Genomic DNA, 20384 nt, shown 5'->3' on the forward strand with positions numbered 1-20384 from the left:
AGTTGTAGACCCGGTCACCGTTGGTGAAGCTGAACTGGCCCCGGTTCGGCTCGGTGGCGTCGATCTTCATCTCGTTCTCGGCCGTCACCATGTTGAACTCGCGGTTGGCGATCGTGGTGTACGCCGAGGTTCCGAGCTTGCCGGCGGCGATGGCGGTGCCGAAATAGCGGCCGCTCTGCGCGGCCGCCGCGCCCAGCGTGCTCTCCGCGGCGTTCGCCGCGATCGGCACCGTGAGTGCGGTGATGAGGCCGAGAGCACCGGCGATCAGCGCCCGGCGGCGCCCGCCGAGTGGCCGCCGAGTGGAAGGTGGGGACATGGCGTTGACGGGCATGCCTGAGCCTCCAAAAGCGAAATCGTGGGAAGGGTGCGGGACACGCCCGCAAGATCGACGCCGTGCTCACGGGAACGCACACATAGGGGCGTCGTGACGGCAGCCCCCGCCGCCCACCACCGATCTGGCAGGGGAGATCGCCTCGGGGATTCAGTGTGGGGAATCGCTCCGAAAGTTGTCAAGGAATGACTAAAAGTTTCGGTCACACTCGCCCGTAAGCGATATCTCCTGTACTGGCCAAACGCGCAACTGGGTGAGTTGAAAGTTTCGGGTTGGGCTCGCCTGCGGGGGCCCAGATGAAAGTTTCACGGAAGCCCGCACCCACCGGCTCGGGCCAGATCCGAATAACCCGAGGTGAGCGCGCCCGGCCCGTGCCCATCCCGATCCGCTGGCGGCCCGGAACCCTTGACAGTACCTTTCCGCCTCGTATTTGCTCCGTCCCGCCACCACCTCCCACGAGCCAGAGGAGGAGTCTCGACCGGCAAACCGCTTGTTAGCGCTATCAGGCGTTCGCTCGACACCCGCTGAGGGGCTGCGGTCCCCCGAACTCCGCACGGACGCCACTGGGCGGACATACACGCCATGCTCGGTCGCCGCAGCCGACCCGAAGAGAGGCGCAACGATGAGAAGAAGCGCAGCCAATGAGAACGCGAACTAGAGGGAATGTCAGCGTCGGAGCCGGCATGGTGGCGCTGGTCGCGGTCGCGGCCATCGCAATGTCCATGTGCCTCACGGCTGTGCCGCGAGCGTCAGCGGCGGCCTTGACCGAAGTGACGAACTTCGGCGACAACCCCGGCGGTCTGCGGATGTACCTCTACGTCCCCGACGGGGTGGCATCCCGGCCGGGCGTTCTGGTGGCGATGCACGGCTGCAACGGCTGGGCGACGGCCTTCCACCAGGGGACCGAGTTCGCCTCGCTGGCCGACCGGCACGGTTTCATCGTCATCTACCCGCAGGCGAACAAGAGCGCCAACGGTATGTCGAACTGCTTCGACGTGTGGTCAAATGAGGCCCTGCGACACGGCGGCGGCAGCGACCCGGTGTCGATCGTCTCCATGGCGAACTACGTGCTGCAACGCTACAACGGTGACCCGCAGAAGGTGTTCGCCACCGGCTTCTCCTCCGGAGCGATGGAGACCAACAACCTGCTCGCCACCTATCCGGACGTCTTCAAGGCCGGCGCGCCGTTCGCGGGTGTGCCCTACGGTTGCCTCGGACCCGCCGGGTGCGGGGACAAGACGCCGCAGCAGTGGGGTGACCTGGTCAGGAACGCCTACCCCGGCTACACCGGGCTCCGGCCGCGCGTGATGGCCTGGCATGGCACCGCTGATTCCGTCCTGCCCTTCACGATGTTGCAGGAAGAGGTCGACCAGTGGACCAACGTGCTGGGACTGAGCCAGACCCCCTCCTCCACCGACAGCCCGCAATCCGGATGGACCCGGCGAGTCTTCGGTTCCGGGCAGGTCGAGGCGTACACCATCACCGGCGCCGGGCACGACCTGCCGCGAACCGGGATGGCCGCTCATGCCATCCGCTTCTTCGGCCTGGACGGCGGCTCCACCACCCCGACGACGAGTCCCACGCCCGGCGGCACCGGGCAGATCAGGGGAGTGAGCTCAGGGCGTTGCCTGGAGGTGCCCAACGCCGCCACCACTGACGGCACCTTGGTGCAGTTGTGGGACTGCAACGGGCGGAGCAACCAGCAGTGGGCCGCCACCTCGGCGGGCGAGATCAGGGTCTATGGCAACAAGTGCCTCGATGCGGCAGGGACGGGCAACGGCGCCAGAATCCAGATCTACTCATGCTGGGGCGGCGACAACCAGAGGTGGCGCCTGAACGCCGATGGCACGGTCATCGGGGTGCAGTCCGGGCTGTGCCTGGACGCCGTGGGCCAGGGCACCGCGAACGGCACCCGGCTCCAGCTCTATTCCTGCCACGGCGGCGCCAACCAGCGCTGGACCCGCACCTGAGGGTCATCGCGAGACGGCCCTTCGCCGGAGGCGGTGCTCCGCTTCCGGCGAAGGCGACTCGCTACCAGAATGTGGGCCAGTGCTCCGGCCTTCCGCCGAAGTACAGGCCGAGCTGCCCGAGCACGGGCTTGGCCCTTTCCTGGCCTTCCAGGTGACGACGTGCCGGTTCCGGCCGGAGTCGGCGGCGTCGAACGGCAGCGGCGCGGTCAGCCGATAGGTGCCGTCGAGCAACTCGACGGGGACATCGTGCTTGCCCTCGGCCGCCGCCTCGCGCGCTCGTCGTTGTGCTTCCTCCGGCGTCGCCAGCGGCCGTCCGGCCGTGGGGTCCATGGCTAGGGGGAGACCGGGCGCTGTGCTGCGGCGCCCTGATCGGCCACCGCCAGGAGTCGTCGTCCGGCGTGCTCCGGCCGGACGTTGGGGGTTCCGCCCGTCATGGCGTCGTCCGGCCGGTGGACGAGCGAGGCGACCGCGTCCTCGTCGATCGTGACGCCCAGGCCGGCGGAGTCTCCGAGGATGAACGCGCCGTCCTCGACGGTCAGATCGAGGGACACTCCGAGTGGTGGCCGCAGGTCCTGCAGTTCGCTGATCAGGTGGTTCGGTGCGGACGTCGCGGCGTGCAGCAGGGCGATCGGGGTGGTGCCGATCGGACTGACCGGCAGATCATGGGCGTGCGCCAGAGCGGATACTCGCAGGAAATGGGTGATCCCCCAGACGGCGCCCATCTGGAGGATGTCGACGGCCCCCGCGGCCAGCAGCGGCCGGTATTGCTCGAGCCCGGTGAGATTCTCACCCGTGGCGACCGAGGCGCGGACTCCGCGGCCGACGATGGCCAGACCTTCGGCGTCCCATCGCCGGACCGGCTCCTCGATCCACACCAGGTCCAGGGTGCGTTCGAGCTCGCAGACGTGCCGGACCGCCTGCTTGCGGGTCCAGGATTCGTTCACGTCGAGGATGAGGCCGGGCTGAGATCCGTGCGCGGCCTCGGTCAGGACCTCTGCTATCAGCGTCAAGCGGTGCCGGTCGCGGTCGATGTCGAGGCCGCCCTTGAGCTTGGCCGCCCGTAGTCCGTGCCGCGCGTAGACCTGGTAGAGGGAGACGAGTTCCTCGTCGGTCAGGGCGATGTCCAGGCCGGAGGCGTAGGCGGGGACCCGCCGGTCGCGACCGCCCAGCAGGCGCCAGAGCGGTTCGCCGGCGGCCTGCGCCTTGATGTCCCACAAAGCGGTGTCGAGTGCGCCGATGGTCCCGAACACGGCGCCCGCGTGGCCGGCCTTGAAGGTCTGCCGCAGCATGCGGTCGTAGAGCGCTGTCACACTGCGCGGATCCTCGCCCTCGATGGCGGCGAAAATGGTGTCGAGGTGCGCGTGCGGCCCGAGGCCGACGCCGGTGATGCCCTCGTCGGTGTCCACCATGATGATCGGCACCGGCACGTTCCCGTCGGTGTAGACGCCGTTGGCGTCACCGACGGGGCGGCCCCATTCATGCACCGTCGTCAAAGTCCGATACCCCGAAATCCGCATGTCAGCCTTTCGTGGAGCCGGCGGTGACACCGTCGGCGATCTGCCGCTGAAGGAAGAGATAGATCAGAAGGACGGGTATCGCGGCGATCAGCACTCCTGAGGCGAATTGGGGGATGTTGTCCGAGTACTGCCCGCGGAGCGAGGTGACCCCGACCATGAGGGTGCGATGCTCTGGCGACGGCATCATCAGCAGGGAGATGAGCACGTCGTTCCAGCAGAAGAGGGCATCGAGGATGCCGACCGACAACAGGGCCGGAGCACCGAGCGGGATCATGATCCGCCGGTAGACGCCGTAGGTGGAGTTCCCGTCGATCCTTGCCGCGTGGATGATCTCCACCGGGATGGTCCTGTAATGGCTCGTCATCAGGAAGATGGTGAAGGGCAGGAACTGGGCGGCGTAGGCCAGAATCAGTCCCGGGTAGGTGTCGATGAGGCCGATGTCCGCCATGACCCGGGCGAGCGGCACCATGATCACTTGGAACGGGACGAACAACGCCGCCAGGCACCCCAGGAACAGCGCCGAGGAGCCCCGGAACCGCAACTGGCTCAGGGCGAAGCCGGCCATCGAACCGAAGAGCAGCAGCAGGACCACCGCGACCGTCACCACGATGAGAGAGTTGGCGAAGTAGCGCGCCATGCCGACGCTGTTCCACGCCGCGGCGATGTTCTCCAGGTGCAACGAGCTCGTGGGGGAGAACCGGTCGAGGATGTACTCCCGCCGGGTCTTCATGGCGACGTTGGTGGTGAACACGAGGGGATAGACGGTCGCCAGCGCGAGGAGCGCCATCGGGACGGCGGCCATCCACCTGCCGAGGCGATTGCCGGGCATCAGTCCTCCCTCCCCGCACGGCGGAGCACGCTCACCTGCAGAATTCCGACCACGAGCATGATGAGGAACAGCACCGTCGATGCGGCCGAGGCGAGTGCCGGGCGGTTCATCTGTCCCTGCTGGATCCAGACGTAGAACTCCGGCAGGTACGTCGAACCTTCGGGGCCGCCGCTGGTCATGACGTACAGCAGCCCGAACATGGAGGTCAGCATTCCGATCATGGTGGTCACGAAGACGAACTGGATGGTGCGGGACAGGCCGGGGATGATGACATGCCAGATGATCTGGGGCAGTGACGCGCCGTCCATCCGGGCCGCGTCCAGGAGCGCGGCGTCCAGAGTGGAGAATCCGGCGAGGAACACCACCAGGGCCATCCCGAAGGTCGCCCAGATGTGCACGCCTATGACCGTGAAGATGGCGATGCCCGGGTCGCCGAGCCAGTCGATGGGGCCGAGGCCGGTTCGCCTCAGCACCGCGTTCAGCGGACCGTCGTAGCCGAGCATCAGGTTGAAGATCGCACCGACGATCACCGGCGACAGGACGGCCGGGAAGAAATAGACGCCGCGGAAGAGCCGATGCCCGGGCACCCGCAAGTAGATGAACGTCGCCAGCAAGCCGGGGATCGCGACCGCGACGGGAAGCAGGACCACCAGCAGTCCGACATTGCGCAGGGCGGTGCGGAACAGCGGATCGTTCAGCAGTTCGGCGTAGTTGTCGAGACCGACCGCGGTGCCGTTGCGCTCGCCATCGCCGGTGAAGGAGAAGTTGACTCCCAGCAGCAGCGGCCACAACCGCAGCGCCACGATGATCAGTACGGCCGGAGCGACCAGGACGAAGGGCGCGAGACGCTCGGCCAGCGCCCCGCGGGAGATCCTCCTCGTGCCGTGACGTCCTGGCCCTTCGAACTCCGCCCCGGTGGTCCGCTCCGCCGCAGCCGGGGGGACCACCGGTGACGACCCTCCGATCGGCACGCGATCAGCTCGCCTCATCCGAAGCGGCCAATTGCTTCACCACGTCATCGACACTCGCCGACCCGCTCAGGAGCTGCTGGGACAGCCTGCCCATCAGGTCCAGGGTCTTGCTGGACAACGCGACGTGCAGTGCGGGCTTGCCGCCCTTGATCCGGGGCACGATGGCGGCCACGGCAGGGGCGCCCTGCGACACGTCGATCGTGGTGTCAGAGGTGATCGCGCCGGCACCGGTGTAGAAGGCGGTCAGGGGGCCGGTGGAGGTCAGCGATCGCACCAGGTCGGCGGCCAATCCGGGGTCCTTGGCCGACTTGGAGACCGCATAACCGATGCCGCCGTCGTAGGGAAGAACGGGGGTGGCTCCGCTGGTGACCACCGGGGCGGCCATGACGCCGACCTGGTCGGGGCCCAGGAACTCGCCGAAGTCCTTCCAGTGCCCGACATCCGACATCAGCCCGATGATGTTGGCGGCCTTGCCGGTGTCGAACAGGGCGAAGGCGTCGTTGAACAGCGCGGTGGAGTTGGCCCCGTCGTTGTTCAGGCCGTCGTCGTTGACCTTCTTCCACAGGCTGAAGATCTCTTTCACATGGGGTGAGGTCCAGGCGCGCTTCCCGGCGATCCAGTCGTCGTACTCCTGGGGCGTCAGGATGCCCGGCCCGAGTCCCGACATGAAGAACTGGATCCCGAAGCCCTCCTTGTTGCCGAGGGCGAAACACCTGGCGCCGGCCGCCTTCTTGATGGCGGCGCAGTCGCTGACGAACTCCTCCCACGTCTTCGGCGGGTTCGCCGGATCCAGCCCCGCCTTCTGATACATCGACTTGTTGTAGTAGATCGGGTGGCCCTGCAACGTCACCGGGGCGGCATAGAGCTTGCCGTCCTTGGCGAAGGCGTCCCAGCCCGCCAGCCGCTGCCTGTCCGCGGCCACGTACTGGTCCAGCGGCAGGAGCGTGTTCACCCGGTCCCGGATCTGCCCGCCGCCGTTGAACAACATGACGTCGGGGCCCTTGCCCGACTGGGTGGCCGCGCCCAGCAGGGTGTAGTACTGGTCGAACGGCTGGGCCACGAATTCGACGGTGACGCCGGGATGCTTCTTGGCGAAGTCGGCCTTCGCCTTCTCGATGTAGGAGGCCACACCGGGTTCACCGGATTTCCAGTCCCAGACCACGATCTTGCTCTTGGAGTCCCCGGGGGAGGACTGTGTCGGTGCGGCGCTTCCGCAGCCGGTCACGGCCAGTCCTGTGACGAGCACGACCGACCATAGGGCTCGCTGCTTCATGGCTGTTCACTCTCCAGAGGGCGGCCGGCGTCCCCGGCCGTCATCTCGGAAACGTAACTCGTATGACGTATAACGTCAATACGAATGCCGTATACTGGCACGATGGCGCTGTCCTAGCAGGTCACCGGAGAGGGATATGACGGCATCGCAGGAATCGCCCGGCAGCGTCTCCGTACCGCCCGCATGGGTTCGTAGGCCGGCCACCCTGGCCAAGGCGGTGACAGCCGAGCTCGTGGAGCGCATCGTCCGTGGCGTGCACCCGTCCGGCACGCCTCTTCCCCCCGAGCCCGTGCTGTGCGAGACCTTCTCGGTGAGCAGGACCGTCGTCCGTGAGGCCGTGAAGATCCTCCAGGAGAAGGGGCTCGTCCAGGTCCGCCAGGGCGCGGGCACCATGGTGACCCCATCCACGATGTGGGACATGCTCGACGAACTCGTTCTCGCGGCGACCATCGACATGGACGAGAGCCTGGGGATCCTCGACGACCTCGTCGTCACACGCCGCCTGCTGGAGTCCGACATGGCCAACCTCGCCGCCCGTGTGGCGGGCGAGGACACCTTCGAGCGGCTGCGCACGCTGGTGGATCGGATGGACGAGCTCGTGGACGACCACGTCGCGTACGCCGACCACGACCGCGCCTTCCATGACACGATCATGCAGGCGTCCGGCAACCGCATCGCCCGGGGCGTCGTGCGTGCGCTGGAGGGCCAGGTGATCAACACCGCCCGGTACATGGGCAAGACCGAGCGCGCCCTGTGCGTGGCGTCCAACCGGGGCCATCGCCGCATCTATGAACGCATCGCCGCCCACGACCCTGATGGCGCCGCCGAAGCCATGTTCACGCACATCACCGAGGCCTGGCTCGTCCGGCGCAGCGCGTCCAGCACTCCGGTTCGGCTGCAACGCTAGCGCCGCACCGAAGCCAGGGGGCATGGGCGACAGCTCTGCCAAGGCCGTGGCGCGGTCATGCCGACTGCCACAACGACCTCACCGCCCACGGCGCGAGCTCGACATCGAGGTGCGGCACGCCGTCGCCGGGCACGGTCGGCGTGAACCTGAGGAGCGAGTCGGCGACTCTGCTCAGGTGGCGCATGGAGTTTCGAAACAATTTCGCAACTTATTCGTTTATGCGAGGACATCAGGCGCCGGATCTGGCTCATGGCAACGGACAAGCGGCAGGAATCGCCTGGCAGCAACGGCATGGGGAGGTTCGTGGTAGGTTCCGAAATAGTTTCGGAGTCTGGGAAGGAGTTGTGATGCGCCGGCGGGGTCGTTCGGAACGCGCCACGCTGGCCGATGTCGCCCGCCTGGCCGGTGTCTCACCGACGACCGCCTCCAAGGTCCTCAACGGGCGCAGCGACGTCGGCGCCAGGACGCGCGCACTCGTCCTGGGAGTCATGGCCGAGATCGGCTACCAGGCCACAACGGCGCGACACACCCACACACGCGACCGGACCCTGCTCACCCTGCTGGACATCGTGGAATCCCGCTACGCCGGAACCGTGCTGCAAGGCATCCTGCTCGCCGCCACCTCCGCCCAGGCCCGACTCCTGCTCCAACTCCCAACCGGCGAACCGACCACCACCAGCCACACCGCCGCCCACGCCTGGCTGACCGAACAACAAACCGCCGGCGTCGCCGGCATCATCGCCCTGGCCGTCGCCGTCCCCGACCCCATCATCCAGGCCGCCCAAGACCTCCCCATGCCCATCGTGACCATCGACCCGATCGACACCACCGAATCACGCCTGGTCAGCATCGGCTCCACCAACTGGGCAGGCGGCCGCTCGGCCACCGAACACGTCATCAAACTCGGCCACCGCACCATCGCCTGGATCGGCGGCCCCCCCGGCTCAGCCCCCTCCCTCGAACGCTTCCACGGCTACCAAGCCGCCCTCGACTCCGCCGGCATCCCCCCGAACCGCACCCTCATCCGCCACGAAGCCTTCTCCGTCGAAGCCGGACTCCGCCACGGCCACGACCTCCTCACCCACCCCCAGCCACCGACCGCCATCATCGCCGGCAACGACGAAATCGCCGTCGGCGTCCTGACCGCCGCCCAACACCTGAACATCCCCGTCCCCGGCCAGCTCTCGATCACCGGATTCGACGACACCCCCCAAACCCAATGGACCACCCCCCACCTCACCTCCGTCCGCCAACCCCTGGCCGGCATGGGCAGAATGGCCGTCGAAACCGTCCTGGCCATGGCCGACGGCACCCAACCCGCCTCCCAGCACCTCCAACTCGCCACCACGCTCAGCATCCGCGACTCCACCGGCCCCGCCCCCACACCCTGACCGTCCGTGCCCGCGGGCGAGATCGCGTCTTGCGCCTCGCCCACCTGTGAGGATCGCGGTGTCAGGGACGCCGCCCGACCGTCGCCGGTCAGGTGAGCGGTGCGACGGGAACACACGATGTGCACCGGCGGCAGGGGTTATCTCATCGACATGGCTGTGGCTTGTCGCGGTCCGGAAGCCGGGTGCGTCCCGGTCCACGGTCCCATCCCGACCGCGGATTGAAAGCTTCACCTGTTCGTTCTCGCCGTGGTCCGAGCGTGTGGCCGGCGTGAGCGCAGGCACGGGGACCGCGGAAGGGGGCCTGACCTTCTGAGGGCCGCATGGGCCTCTCCCCTTCCTGAACTGGGTCCGAAATCTTTCGCAACTTGTTCGGCGTTGCGAGGACATTAGGCTCCGCATATGTTTCGTGTCAACGGCCGGGCACGGGAGCTTGCCTGGCTGACACCCAGCGAGAAGGGTTCGAGGGTGGGTCCGAAAAAGTTTCGAAGTCCCGGGTGGCCGGCTTCGGCCTCCCGGCCGCGTGCTTCCAAGCGCACCGCGATCGTCAAGACCGCCTACCCGAAGACCGCCTCCCCGCACCTCCAGCCCGGCGACGACGCTCAGCGTCCGCGACCCGGCGGGACCCGCGCCGCCATCCTGAGCGGTGAGCACCTCAGAGCGGCCGAACCCCAGGTCGGCAGTGGTCGACCACGTTCAGTCGCCGCCAGGCCCGGCTCGGTCCACTCGATCCGGCACGCCTTTAATTCCAAGTACGGACGTCCGGAAAGGCCTTGTTTCTGCAATCGTGATCGCTTACCTTGGCGCTGCAAACGTAACCGATAACGATTGCAACTTGTGAGGGCGGCATGGCCGAGGGCGGCGCGCCGGTGACGATGAGCGATGTCGCACGATTAGCGGGCGTCTCCACCGCGACCGTGTCGCGGGTGGTCAACAGGCGTTACGGCGTCAGTTCGAGCACCACTGCACAGGTCCGAGCGGCCATCCAGCAGCTCGGCTACGAGTCGAGTCTGGTGGCGACGAGCCTGCGGCGCAGTCGTACCAATGTCCTGGGACTGGTGATCCACAGCTTCCAGTCCTATACGGCCGAGGTGCTCAAGGGGGTGATGGACGCGTTGAGCCAGTCGGGTTTCGACTTGATCATCTACACCAACAGCGATCTTTACGGAACATATGCCGAGGGCTGGGAGCAACGGCACCTCGCCCGCCTGTCGGGCACGCTCACAGACGGATGCATCGTGGTCACGCCCTGGGACGAGGTGCGGAGCGGGACTCCGGTCGTGGTCATCGATCCGGCGAAGGGCTCGACGGTGCCGTCGGTGACGGCGGATAATCTCACGGGCGCCACCACGGTGGCCGAGCATCTCCTTGGCCTGGGGCATCGGCGTATCGGATTCATCGCCGGCCGTTCCAGCCTGGCGGCCGCATGGGCGCGCGAGGAGGGTTACCGGAGGGCGCTGGCCGGGGCCGGTGTTCCGGTCGATCCGGAGTTGATCGTGAGAGGGGACTTCAATCCCGAATCGGCGGCGCCGGTCGCGCGGGTGCTGCTGGACCGAGCGGACCGACCGACGGCGATCTTCGCGGCCAGCGACGGGATGGCGCTGAAGGTGCTGGATGTCGCCAAGGATCTGGGGCTGTGTGTTCCCGGCGACCTGTCGGTGGCCGGCTTCGACAACATCCCGGAGTCCGCGCTGACCGACCCGGGGCTGACCACGGTGGACCAGTCGATGTACCAGCTCGGATACGAGGCCGCTCGCATGCTGAAGTCGCTGGTGTGCGGTGACTGGGAGGGCCCGGGCCAGATCGTGCTGCCGACCCGACTGGTGATTCGCGGCTCCACGGCAGCACCGAAAACGTTGTGACAATGACGTCACTCACGGAAGTGGCGCCCTATCACACCTGACGCTCGCTGCAACGAACGTCAGGCGGGCAAGCTGAACCCTTTACGGACGGAGGTGCGGACACCACACCCACGAAATATCCACCGCTGGATCAGGCTGGCCGGTCGAGGATCAATCGTGGCCAGCCATCATAGGGAGTTTTCGCATGCCTTCATTACTTTATCATGGCAGTTCACGCCCCCTGGGCGTGCGCCGGCTGTCGGCGGCGATCGCCGCCGGAGCCATGGCGATCGCGGCAATGTTGTTCGCGCCGCTGCCCGCGGCGGCGGACACACCGTGGCTGAATGTCTCGGAGGACGGCTACGCGTCGTTCAGTATCCCGGCCGCCTACATCCAGGCCAACGCCGGCCAGGTGTCGCAGGTCGTCATCGAAGGGAATTTCGGCCCTTCCTTCGCTTGGGCGGAGTTCGGTCTCACCCGCCGGGGCGACGCCTGGTCGGGCGTCCTCGGCCCGCTCAGGCCGGGGCTGTACTCCTACCAGGTCACGGGCGACGACACGAAGGGTCTCAAGGATCCGACGAACAGCACCAGCGTGGCGTCCAAGTCTCTCTGGAGCACCTTCTTCGTGCCGGGTGACTCGGTGCGCCTGCTGGCGGATGCGCCTCAGGGCCAGGGCGGCAAGGTCGAGACCCTGACCTACGGGCCCAAGCACGAGGAGCGGTCGGCCCTGGTGTGGACGCCGCCGGGGTACGCGCCCAAGGGCCCCAAGTCCTACCCTGTGCTGTACCTGCAGTCCGGCGAAGGGGGGAGTGCCACCGACTGGCTGGACCTCGGCCGTGCCAAGCAGATCTTCGACAACCTCTCGGCCCAGAAGGCCATGGAGCCGATGGTGGTCGTGATGAGCCATGGTGACGGGCCGGACGAGGACAAGGAGGCGAGGGACCTCCGGAACGCGGTCGGCGACCGCTACCGAGTCCTTCGCGATCCGGCGCATCAGGCGATCGCGGGTGTGGCCGAGGGCGGCGCGCAGGCGCTGCGCGCCGCGCTGACCCGCCCGGATCAGTTCGACTACGCCGGCTCGTTCTCGGGCCTGCTGGCGGATGGCATCGGCCGGGCGGACACGAACGCGATCAACCACCACGTCAAACTGGTACGCCTGTACACGGGGAACGTCACGGATCCCGCGTACAACGTGACCTACCGTCTGACCAAGGCACTGGACCGCGCCCGGGTCACGTACGAATTCGACGGGGTCAACCCCGATGCCGGGGGGAACTGGAACGCCTGGCAGGAGAACCTGATCGATTTCGTGCCGCGGCTGTTCCGCACGGTGCCGGACCACGGTCCGAGCGCCGGTCACGGGAGCCTGGAAGGCGAGTTCACCCCGCCGCCGGCCGGCACCACTCCGACGCCCTTCGTGACTCGCGACGGGTTCGTCACCTTCGAGACCACGACCGACTTCAAGGACGCTCAGCGCGTCAAGGTGTGGGCGAACTGGGCTCCCAACGGGAGCTGGTTGCGCGTGCCGATGTCCCGTGCGGGCGACCGGTGGCGGGTGACCGTGGGCCCGCTTGAGCCGTGGTTCTACTACTACAAGCTGATCGCGGATCTGACCTCGGTCAAGGACGTGTCGAACCCGACGAAGGTGACCTCCGAGCCGACCTGGAGTAGCTTCCTCATCCCCGGGGAGAGGTCCCGCCTGCTTTCGGACGTTCCCGCCGGCCAGGGCGGAAAGGTCGAGAGCATGACCTATCAGAGCACCGTGGCCAACGCGGAGCGGACCGCGCTGGTGTGGACCCCGCCGGGCTACGACCCGGACCGCGCGGAGCCGTACCCCGTCCTCTACCTCCAGCACGGTTCGGGTCAGAGCTACACGGACTGGGTGGAGATGGGACGGGCCAAGCAGATCCTGGACCACCAGACCCTGGACGGCGACCTGGTGCCCATGGTGGTCGTGATGGGCAACGGCAACACGTCCGACTTCAACAAGGAGCTGCTGGAGAACATCGTCCCGGCGGCCCGCGCCCGGTTCCACATCTCCAGCGATCCGTCGCGGCAGGCCTTGGCCGGCCTCTCGATGGGTGGCGGGCAGACCTTTGGGGTGCTCAAGGCGTATCCGGGTCGGTTCGCCTACGTCGCGGCGTTCTCGGCTGGGTTCGGCAGCGGCACCGGCGTCGACGCGGCGGCGATCAACGCCGGGACGAAGCTGCTGCGTCTGTATGTCGGAGACCAGACCGACTTCGTGAACTCGTCGTTCATGGCGTCCTTGCCCACCTTGAACAACCTCGGTATCCACTACGAGTTCGACGGAGTAACCCCCGGGCCGCACGGCTGGGACGTGTGGCAGAAGAACCTCATCGACCTGGCGCCGCGTCTGTTCAAGCGCTAGGCATGCCCGTCCGAGACGACATGCCGCAGGCATGCTGACGTCTCACGCGCGATGTTATCGCTCACATGAGCACCGTCATGAGGGACGGGGCGCGGGTCGCGTACCTTCGCCCCGTCCCGGTCGGTCGCTCCGTCTCAACGGCAGCGCACGGAGCCTTACGCGCTGCGATCCCGAAGGGGAAACACGTCCATGAAGAAGAGACTTCCCGCCGCGGCGGCCCTGCTCGTCACCGCGACCGCGCTCGTCGCCTGTTCACCCGGCGAGCAAGGAGGCGGAAGCACCGCCGAGAGCGGAAACGGCGCGAGCAACTGCACGAACACGATCTCCAAGAAGAATCTGCCGGTCGTGACGATGTGGGGCTGGTACCCCAACATGCAACTCGTCGTCGACAACTTCAACAAGCAGAACAGCGAGGTGCAGGTCTGCTGGACCAATGTCGGCCAAGGCAGTGACGAGTACGACAAGTTCCAGACGGCCATCTCCGCGGGCACCGGCGCGCCCGACGTCATCATGATCGAGATGGACCGGATCCCGACCTTCCAGATCCAGAAGTCGCTCATCGACATCAAGCAGTACGGCTTCGATCGCGTCAAGGCCGACTACGGCGATGGCGCGTGGAAGGACGTCTCGGTCGGCGACGCGGTCTACGGCGTGCCGATCGACGGCGGACCGATGGCGATGATCTACCGGAAGGACATCTTCGAGAAGTACGACATCACGCCGCCGAAGACGTGGGCCGAGTACGAGCAGGCGGCGCAGAAGATGAAGGACGCGGGCGGCCCGCAGTTCGGCGACTTCGCCGCGAACGTGTCCGCCCTCACCATGGCGCTGCAGATCCAGAAGGGCGCCACTCCGTTCACCTACGACCCGGCGCAGCCGAGCACGATCGGCATCAAGCTGAACGACCAGGCCTCCAAGGACGTGCTCGACTACTGGGCAGGCCTCGTGAAGAAGGGCCTGGTCGGGACGCAGGACCAGTTCACACCCGAGTACATCTCCGGTGTGATCAACGGTAAGTACGCGACGTACATCTCGGCGGCCTGGGCGCCCGGTTACCTCACCGGAGCCGGTGTCGGCAAGGGCGAGGACACCGGCAAGTTCGCGGTGGCGCCCCTCCCGCAGTGGGATCCCGCCAACCCGGTGCAGGTGAACTGGGGCGGGTCGGCTTTCTCCGTGACGAGCCAGGCCAAGAACCCCGAACTCGCGGCGAAGGCGGCGTACGGCCTCTACGCCGACAAGGAGTCGCTCACCCACGGCTGGACCAACCAGATCATCTTCCCGCTGAACCTCAAGGCGCTCAACGACCCCGCTTTCGTGAACCTGAAAGTGGCGTTCTTCGGTGGGCAGCAGGCGAACAAGGAGGTCTACGTCCCGGCGGCCAACGCCTACAAGGGCGTCACCTACAGCCCGTTCGGCCAGTACTACTTCGACGCCATGACCAAGCAGGTCAGCGCGCTCAACGAGGGTTCCGCCACCGGCGCGCAGGCTGCCGACCGGATTCAGCAGGACGTAGCGAACTACGCCAAAGAGCAAGGTTTCACCGCTCAGTGACGTGAAGGGCAGGGCCGCGCCGTCTTCGACCGGCCGGCCCACCCGCGGTCCCCAGCATCGACATCTCGGAGCCCAAGTTGACCCTCCTGATCGAGGACAGTGCACCACGCACCCAAGAGAAGACACCCAGAATCCGCGGCAAGGTGCGCCTTCGTGAGCATCTGATGGGGTGGCTCTTCGTCGGGCCATTCGGGATCGTCTTCCTGGCTCTTCTCATCGCGCCGCTCGCGTACGCGCTGTATCTCAGTCTTTTCCAGAAGAAGCTGATCGGCGGCATCAGCTTCGTCTTCCTCGACAATTACGCGAAGGCTTTCACCGACCCGACCTTCCTGTCCGGGTCGTGGCTCGTCATCCGCTTCTCGCTGGTCTCCATTCCGCTGCAGATCATCGTCGCGCTCGCGATGGCCCTGATCCTGGATGGCGTGACCTCGCTGTTCACCCGCTTCTCCCGCCTCATGATCTTCCTTCCCTATGCGATTCCCACGGTCATCGGGGCCGTCATGTGGGGGTTCCTGTACAGCAAGAGCTTCGGGCCGCTCTCCGACATCTTCGGGATGTTCGGCGCCACCCCGCCAGATTTCCTCAGCGGCAACCTGATCTTCTACGGCCTGGTCAACGTCGTCACCTGGCAGTGGGCCGGTTACTACATGATCATCCTGTACGCGGCGCTCCAGGGCATCGACCCGGCGCTCTACGAAGCCGCCCGCATGGACGGCGCCGGCAAATGGCAGATCGCGCTCCGGATCAAAATTCCACTGATCGTCCCCGCGCTGCTCCTGATCCTGGTCTTCTCGCTCATCGGGACCCTGCAATTCTTCAACGAACCGCAGATCCTGCGATCCCTCGCGGCCGGGACGATCAGCCCGGACTTCACCCCCAACATGTACGCCTACCAGCAGGCATTCGCACTCGCGAACTTCAACTACGGATCGGCGATCTCCTTCGCTCTCGGCGGGATCGTCTTCGTCGGCGTCTACGCCTTCCTGTTCATCACCCGCAAACGGAGGAGCTTCCTGTGATGAGCGACCGCTCCCGCGCCGGGGCCCGCAGCCGCCCGCAACGCCACCTTCCTCTGCAGGTACTGCTCGGCTTTCTGGTCGTGTACTTCCTCGTGCCGTTCTGGTGGGTCATCGTGAACAGCTCCAAAGACGCCCCCGGCCTGTTCGGCGGCGGCAACACCCTGTGGTTCGCCGACCAGATCGACTATCTGGGCAACCTCGGGCAGCTGTTCAGCTACGACAACGGCATTTATGGCAGATGGATTCTCAACTCCACGCTGTACGCGGTCGCAGGCGGGGTCGGCGCCACGATCCTGGCCGTCATGGCCGGCTATGGATTCGCCAAATACCGATTCGCCGCCAGACGCTTCAGCTTCGCACTCGTGCTCGGCGCGCTCATGGTGCCCGCGACGGCCCTGGTGATCCCCACCTTCATGATGTTCTCCGCGTTCGGCTTGACCAACACGGTGTGGGCGGTGATCCTCCCCTCACTGCTCAACCCGTTCGGGGTCTACCTGATGCACGTCTACGCGCGCGACGCGGTTCCCGACGAGATCCTGGACGCGGCGCGGGCCGACGGTGCGGGCGAAGTACGAACGTTTCTCCAGGTCGCGTTTCCCCTGATGCGGCCCGCGGTGGTCACGGTGCTGCTGCTGTCCGCCGTGGCATCCTGGAACAACTATTTCCTGCCCCTCGCCATGCTCTCCGACAACCGCCTCTTCCCGGTCACCGTCGGACTCGGCGTCTGGCAGGGAATCGCCTCGGCGAACAACGCGGGCAGCACCTCCCTCTGGAGTCTCATCATCATGGGCGCACTCGTGTCGGTCATCCCACTCGTGATCGCCTTCTTCACTCTGCAGCGACACTGGCGCGGAGGGCTGTCCGTCGGTGGCCTGAGGTAGGCCGGGTCAGCGCGTCTCCCTGGCCGCTGCCGCCGGCCGCACCGCCGAACGTGTCCTCCGATACCGGCCGGCACGGGGCAGGCCGGCGGAGCTCGGAGAACCGGCGCGGACCGCCGTCCAGACAGCGAAGGACCGCCGGGGATGTCACCGCCGTGGCGGACGTCGCCGCTCTCGCGGCTGGGCACGACGCCGCGATCAATACGGCGGCGGCGGTCGACCCGAAGACATTCTTCACCAGCGCCGCGTATGCCCTCATCAAGGGCCTGGGGCAGGCTGGGGGTGGACAGGTTTGTCACGGTTGGGCTCGCCTCGCTGCTGCCCGGCCGTGATGGGACTCGCCTGATGGACGTGCCCGGTTTTCCCGCCGAGTTCCGGCCCTTCTGCCTGGCACACGCCGACGGGCTTGAGGCTCTTCGTGTTGGAGGCGGCGCGCTGGACTGGGTGTATGTCAGCCCGGCGGGCGACTTCGACCATGATGGGAAGCGCACCGGCCATTACGAGATCCGCGAGCACGGCGACGCCGCGGCCCGCATCTCCCATGCGGACTTCGCCCTCGTCCTGCTCGATGAGGCCGAGACCCCACGGCACCACCGCAGCCACCTGGCCGTGGCATGACGACATGGCAACACCCCCAGACGCGATGAGGCGAGTTTTCATCTCACCGGGTCGCGGAGCCAAATCGGGATCGGGGCGAGATCAAGGGTCCCTTCGCAGATGATCTGGCTCCTGTCGGTCCGCTACGCCACCGCAGGCACGCCGGACGATCCGGACCCGCTCCAGCACCCGCCGCAAGTACGGGCTATCGCCACGCCGGCCTTGCCGGTCAGACGGGTGACGAGGCGGCAACGCCGGTCGGCCACCGGCTACCGGAGGGCCTGTCCCGTGAACCTTCTACCGTGCCGATTGGGCTTGGACCTTGGCGGAGTCGAACTCGACGTATTCGATGATTGCGCCGCCAGGGTGGCGGATTGTCAGGTTGCGTCCGGTGGGGACTACGTTCGGGCCATCAAGGGTGTCGCCTCCCTCGCGCTCGACGATGGCGAAGACGTCATCGAGGCTGTCGACGATGACGATGGCCTGTACGTCGCGGTACGGCGCCAGCGCCTCCGTGGTGCCTGAGACCAGGAGGTAGTCGCTGATGCTCGCCAGTTCGAGGTCCCGGTAGGAGAAGCGCAGCCCCGGCCGGGTGGCGGTGAGTGCCTCGAAGGTGGGCAGTGCGGTGTCCAGGTCGTCGACATAGACGCGGGCGTAGGTGGAGCGGGCAGCCATAGGACAAAACTCCTTGATCATTTCGTGTTTTCCGAAATATGGAAATGATCCTATACTCGTCGGATCAGGACATGGCAACCTTCAGACTCACAGGTATCAGGGGAACGGGATGCGATCGCTGGCTCAGCCCAAGACGGCAGACATGGACCTGGCCGCCGTGCTGTACGCGCTCGGCGATCCCGTCCGGTTGGGGTTGGTGCGCCTGATGGCTGCGGACGGCGAGGTGCCCTGCAGCCCGGAACACCTGAACGTCCCGCGCTCCACGCTCTCCAATCACTGGCGCGTTCTGCGGGAGGCGGGCATCACCTCGACCCGCTCGGAGGGCAAGGCCCGCTTCATGAGGCTGCGCCGTGACGACCTGGAGGCTCGCTTTCCGGGCGTATTGGAGACGATCCTCGCGGCCATCGACGCCGCGTCAGCCGGCCAACCGGGACGCCGCGAGGATCTCGAAGGTCCGTTCCCGACGGGCCGTTGCCCGGGATGGAACACGGAACCGTCGAGCCGCAGTGCGGCGGTTTGTTCCAGGGGCGGCTCAGGCTGACGCCCTCACACATGCGCGATCCCCCTCTGGTTCAGGCTCGGGCCGTCACCGCGCTCCCTTGTCGGACGGGTTTTGCATGACCCGCAGGTCCGTTCGGCGGCATTCGAGGCCCTCCTCGGAATACCTCGACGAGGGCGGCCGGCAGACGTGCGACAGGCGGGTCAGCTCCGCGGCGAGCCGGCGGGTGTTCTGGTGGAGCTGGTCGTGGGCCGGGCCACGACGGTTACGGTGTCGCCGATGCCGGTGCTCCACCGGGTGAGAAGCGTGCTATGGGCACGGTCGATGGTGCCTGATCAGCGCTTGGGTGCACATGGATCGGCTGGCCGGGCAGTACGGTGATGGCGACGGGAGCGGCACCGACCGCTCGCCAGCGCCGGCCTGGATGTGGAGATCACCCGCTCGTTCGAGGCGCCGGGCGGTGCCGACGGTTCGCCTCGCATCACCCGTGACCTGCAGGCGGGTGCCGGAGAACACGGTCGCAGCAAGGATGGCCGAGCTCGGCCTGGTTGCCCGCAGGCGGCGCCGATCGCGCGGTGATCTCCGTAAGCTCAGCGTCGGCGCGGCGGGCGGAATAGAGTGCCGCCGTCCGCTGTTTACTGGACTAAATCGTCCAATGCAAGCCAGAGCAGCGCCATGACGCGTGGCGCCTGGATAACCGGGGACGGAGATGCCGCACCAGTATCACAAGGACCCAGAGGCCGTCGCCGGGCTGTCGCCGGCGCAGTACCGGGTGACGCAGGAGAGCGCCACCGAGCCGGCCTTCAGAAACGAGTTCTGGGACAAGAAGGAGCCCGGCCTGTACGTCGACGTCGTGTCCGGCGAGCCGCTGTTCGCCTCGGTCGACAAGTATGACAGCGGGTCCGGCTGGCCCAGCTTCACCGTGCCGGTCGAGCGCGGCAACGTGGTCGAGAACACGGACGCGAGCCATGGCATGGTCCGCACCGAGGTCCGGTCGAAGCATGGCGACAGCCACCTGGGGCACGTCTTCGACGACGGCCCTGCCGCGGCCGGCGGGCTTCGCTACTGCATCAACTCAGCGGCCCTGCGGTTCGTCCCCCTCGACGACCTGGAGCGCGAGGGCTACGGGGAGTTCCGCAAGCTGTTCGACGACGCCGACGAAGGAGTACGACGATGACCACGACGCAGAAGGCGATCCTCGCCGGGGGCTGCTTCTGGGGAATGCAGGATCTGATCCGCAAACTCCCCGGGGTGGTCTCCACCCGGGTCGGCTACACCGGCGGCGACGTGCCCAACGCGACCTACCGCGACCACGGCACCCACGCCGAGGCCATCGAGATCGTCTACGACCCCAGCCGGACCACCTTCCGCGACCTGCTGGAGTTCTTCTTCCAGATCCACGACCCCACCACCCTCGACCGCCAGGGCAACGACATCGGCACCAGCTACCGCTCGGCCGTCTTCTACCTCGACCAGGAGCAGAAGCGCGTCGCCGAGGACACCATCGCCGACGTGGACGCCTCGGGCCTGTGGCCCGGCAAGGTCGTCACCGAGGTGAGCGCCGCCGGGCCGTTCTGGGAGGCCGAGCCGGAGCACCAAGACTACCTGGAGCGCTATCCCAACGGCTACACCTGCCACTTCGTCCGCCCCGGCTGGAAGCTCCCCCACCGGGACGCCCGGACCGTCGGCTGACCTGAGACCGCCACACGCGTGCATCTCGTCGCGCGTGTGGCGGCCCGGTTTCCCCGG

The 20384-nt window shown here is 66.9% G+C and carries 19 protein-coding genes; 12 read left to right on the top strand and 7 right to left on the bottom strand.

Annotated features, from left to right (window positions below):
- Positions 1 to 331 (bottom strand): endo-1,4-beta-xylanase (locus ABGB18_RS46770; RefSeq protein ID WP_347702179.1); only part of this gene is annotated, 331 nt, incomplete at its 3' end.
- Positions 332 to 972: 641 nt separating this feature from the next.
- Between ABGB18_RS46770 and ABGB18_RS46775 the strand changes: the two genes are divergently transcribed.
- On the top strand, positions 973 to 2301 hold the full coding sequence (locus ABGB18_RS46775) for a PHB depolymerase family esterase (RefSeq protein WP_347702180.1): 1329 nt from the start codon (positions 973 to 975) through the stop codon (positions 2299 to 2301).
- A 332-nt stretch (positions 2302 to 2633) separates the two neighbouring features.
- Here ABGB18_RS46775 and ABGB18_RS46780 read toward each other — a convergent pair whose 3' ends face one another.
- Genes ABGB18_RS46780 through ABGB18_RS46795 form a run of 4 tightly spaced genes read right to left on the bottom strand, consistent with a single transcriptional unit; the run spans position 2634 to position 6891 of the window.
- Positions 2634 to 3785: a mandelate racemase/muconate lactonizing enzyme family protein gene (locus tag ABGB18_RS46780; protein ID WP_347702221.1), complete on the bottom strand. Its 1152-nt coding sequence runs from the start codon at positions 3783 to 3785 to the stop codon at positions 2634 to 2636.
- 34 nt (positions 3786 to 3819) lie between these two features.
- Positions 3820 to 4647 carry a carbohydrate ABC transporter permease gene (locus ABGB18_RS46785; RefSeq protein ID WP_347702181.1) on the bottom strand — a complete coding sequence of 276 codons (828 nt, stop codon included), beginning with the start codon at positions 4645 to 4647 and terminating at the stop codon, positions 3820 to 3822.
- On the bottom strand, positions 4647 to 5594 hold the full coding sequence (locus tag ABGB18_RS46790) for a sugar ABC transporter permease (protein ID WP_347702182.1): 948 nt from the start codon (positions 5592 to 5594) through the stop codon (positions 4647 to 4649). Before ABGB18_RS46790 ends, ABGB18_RS46785 begins: the two co-directional genes overlap by 1 nt.
- 28 nt (positions 5595 to 5622) lie before the next feature.
- On the bottom strand, positions 5623 to 6891 hold the full coding sequence (locus tag ABGB18_RS46795) for an extracellular solute-binding protein (protein ID WP_347702183.1): 1269 nt from the start codon (positions 6889 to 6891) through the stop codon (positions 5623 to 5625).
- A gap of 136 nt (positions 6892 to 7027) precedes the next feature.
- Here ABGB18_RS46795 and ABGB18_RS46800 point away from each other — a divergent pair, with 136 nt between their 5' ends.
- Positions 7028 to 7798: a FadR/GntR family transcriptional regulator gene (locus ABGB18_RS46800; protein WP_347702184.1), complete on the top strand. Its 771-nt coding sequence runs from the start codon at positions 7028 to 7030 to the stop codon at positions 7796 to 7798.
- A gap of 55 nt (positions 7799 to 7853) precedes the next feature.
- On the opposite strand, the gene ABGB18_RS46805 is transcribed toward ABGB18_RS46800, so the two are convergent.
- Positions 7854 to 7982, bottom strand: coding sequence for a hypothetical protein (locus ABGB18_RS46805; RefSeq protein WP_347702185.1), 129 nt, complete (start codon positions 7980 to 7982; stop codon positions 7854 to 7856).
- 163 nt (positions 7983 to 8145) lie between these two features.
- On the opposite strand from ABGB18_RS46805, the gene ABGB18_RS46810 reads away from it, so the two are divergent.
- The 7 genes from ABGB18_RS46810 to ABGB18_RS46840 all read left to right on the top strand — a co-directional run bounded on the left by ABGB18_RS46810 (position 8146) and on the right by ABGB18_RS46840 (position 17482).
- Entirely contained in the window at positions 8146 to 9189 is a 1044-nt protein-coding gene (locus ABGB18_RS46810; protein WP_347702186.1) for a LacI family DNA-binding transcriptional regulator, read from the top strand.
- Between the two features lie 845 nt (positions 9190 to 10034).
- Positions 10035 to 11048 (top strand): LacI family DNA-binding transcriptional regulator, encoded by a 1014-nt coding sequence (locus tag ABGB18_RS46815; RefSeq protein WP_347702187.1) that lies wholly within the window; start codon positions 10035 to 10037, stop codon positions 11046 to 11048.
- A 184-nt stretch (positions 11049 to 11232) separates the two neighbouring features.
- Positions 11233 to 13416, top strand: coding sequence for an alpha/beta hydrolase-fold protein (locus ABGB18_RS46820; RefSeq protein WP_347702188.1), 2184 nt, complete (start codon positions 11233 to 11235; stop codon positions 13414 to 13416).
- Between the two features lie 189 nt (positions 13417 to 13605).
- A complete protein-coding gene (locus ABGB18_RS46825; protein ID WP_347702189.1) occupies positions 13606 to 14967 on the top strand; it encodes an extracellular solute-binding protein in 1362 nt (453 codons plus the stop codon).
- A gap of 143 nt (positions 14968 to 15110) precedes the next feature.
- On the top strand, positions 15111 to 15986 hold the full coding sequence (locus ABGB18_RS46830) for a sugar ABC transporter permease (protein WP_347702190.1): 876 nt from the start codon (positions 15111 to 15113) through the stop codon (positions 15984 to 15986).
- The gene (locus ABGB18_RS46835) at positions 15986 to 16867 is read left to right on the top strand and encodes a carbohydrate ABC transporter permease (RefSeq protein ID WP_347702191.1); all 882 of its coding nucleotides are present in this window, start codon (positions 15986 to 15988) and stop codon (positions 16865 to 16867) included. Before ABGB18_RS46830 ends, ABGB18_RS46835 begins: the two co-directional genes overlap by 1 nt.
- Before the next feature lie 279 nt (positions 16868 to 17146).
- A complete protein-coding gene (locus tag ABGB18_RS46840) occupies positions 17147 to 17482 on the top strand; it encodes a hypothetical protein (RefSeq protein ID WP_347702192.1) in 336 nt (111 codons plus the stop codon).
- 276 nt (positions 17483 to 17758) lie between these two features.
- On the opposite strand, the gene ABGB18_RS46845 is transcribed toward ABGB18_RS46840, so the two are convergent.
- Entirely contained in the window at positions 17759 to 18136 is a 378-nt protein-coding gene (locus ABGB18_RS46845) for a hypothetical protein (protein ID WP_347702193.1), read from the bottom strand.
- A gap of 142 nt (positions 18137 to 18278) precedes the next feature.
- Here ABGB18_RS46845 and ABGB18_RS46850 point away from each other — a divergent pair, with 142 nt between their 5' ends.
- The 3 genes from ABGB18_RS46850 to msrA all read left to right on the top strand — a co-directional run bounded on the left by ABGB18_RS46850 (position 18279) and on the right by msrA (position 20327).
- Positions 18279 to 18677 (top strand): metalloregulator ArsR/SmtB family transcription factor, encoded by a 399-nt coding sequence (locus ABGB18_RS46850; protein WP_347702194.1) that lies wholly within the window; start codon positions 18279 to 18281, stop codon positions 18675 to 18677.
- Positions 18678 to 19344: 667 nt separating this feature from the next.
- Positions 19345 to 19812 carry a peptide-methionine (R)-S-oxide reductase MsrB gene (gene msrB / locus ABGB18_RS46855; protein ID WP_347702195.1) on the top strand — a complete coding sequence of 156 codons (468 nt, stop codon included), beginning with the start codon at positions 19345 to 19347 and terminating at the stop codon, positions 19810 to 19812.
- Positions 19809 to 20327, top strand: coding sequence for a peptide-methionine (S)-S-oxide reductase MsrA (gene msrA / locus ABGB18_RS46860; RefSeq protein ID WP_347702196.1), 519 nt, complete (start codon positions 19809 to 19811; stop codon positions 20325 to 20327). Before msrB ends, msrA begins: the two co-directional genes overlap by 4 nt.
- Positions 20328 to 20384: the final 57 nt, after the last annotated feature.

Source organism: Nonomuraea sp. B12E4, from assembly GCF_039871825.1.
Lineage (GTDB): Bacteria > Actinomycetota > Actinomycetes > Streptosporangiales > Streptosporangiaceae > Nonomuraea.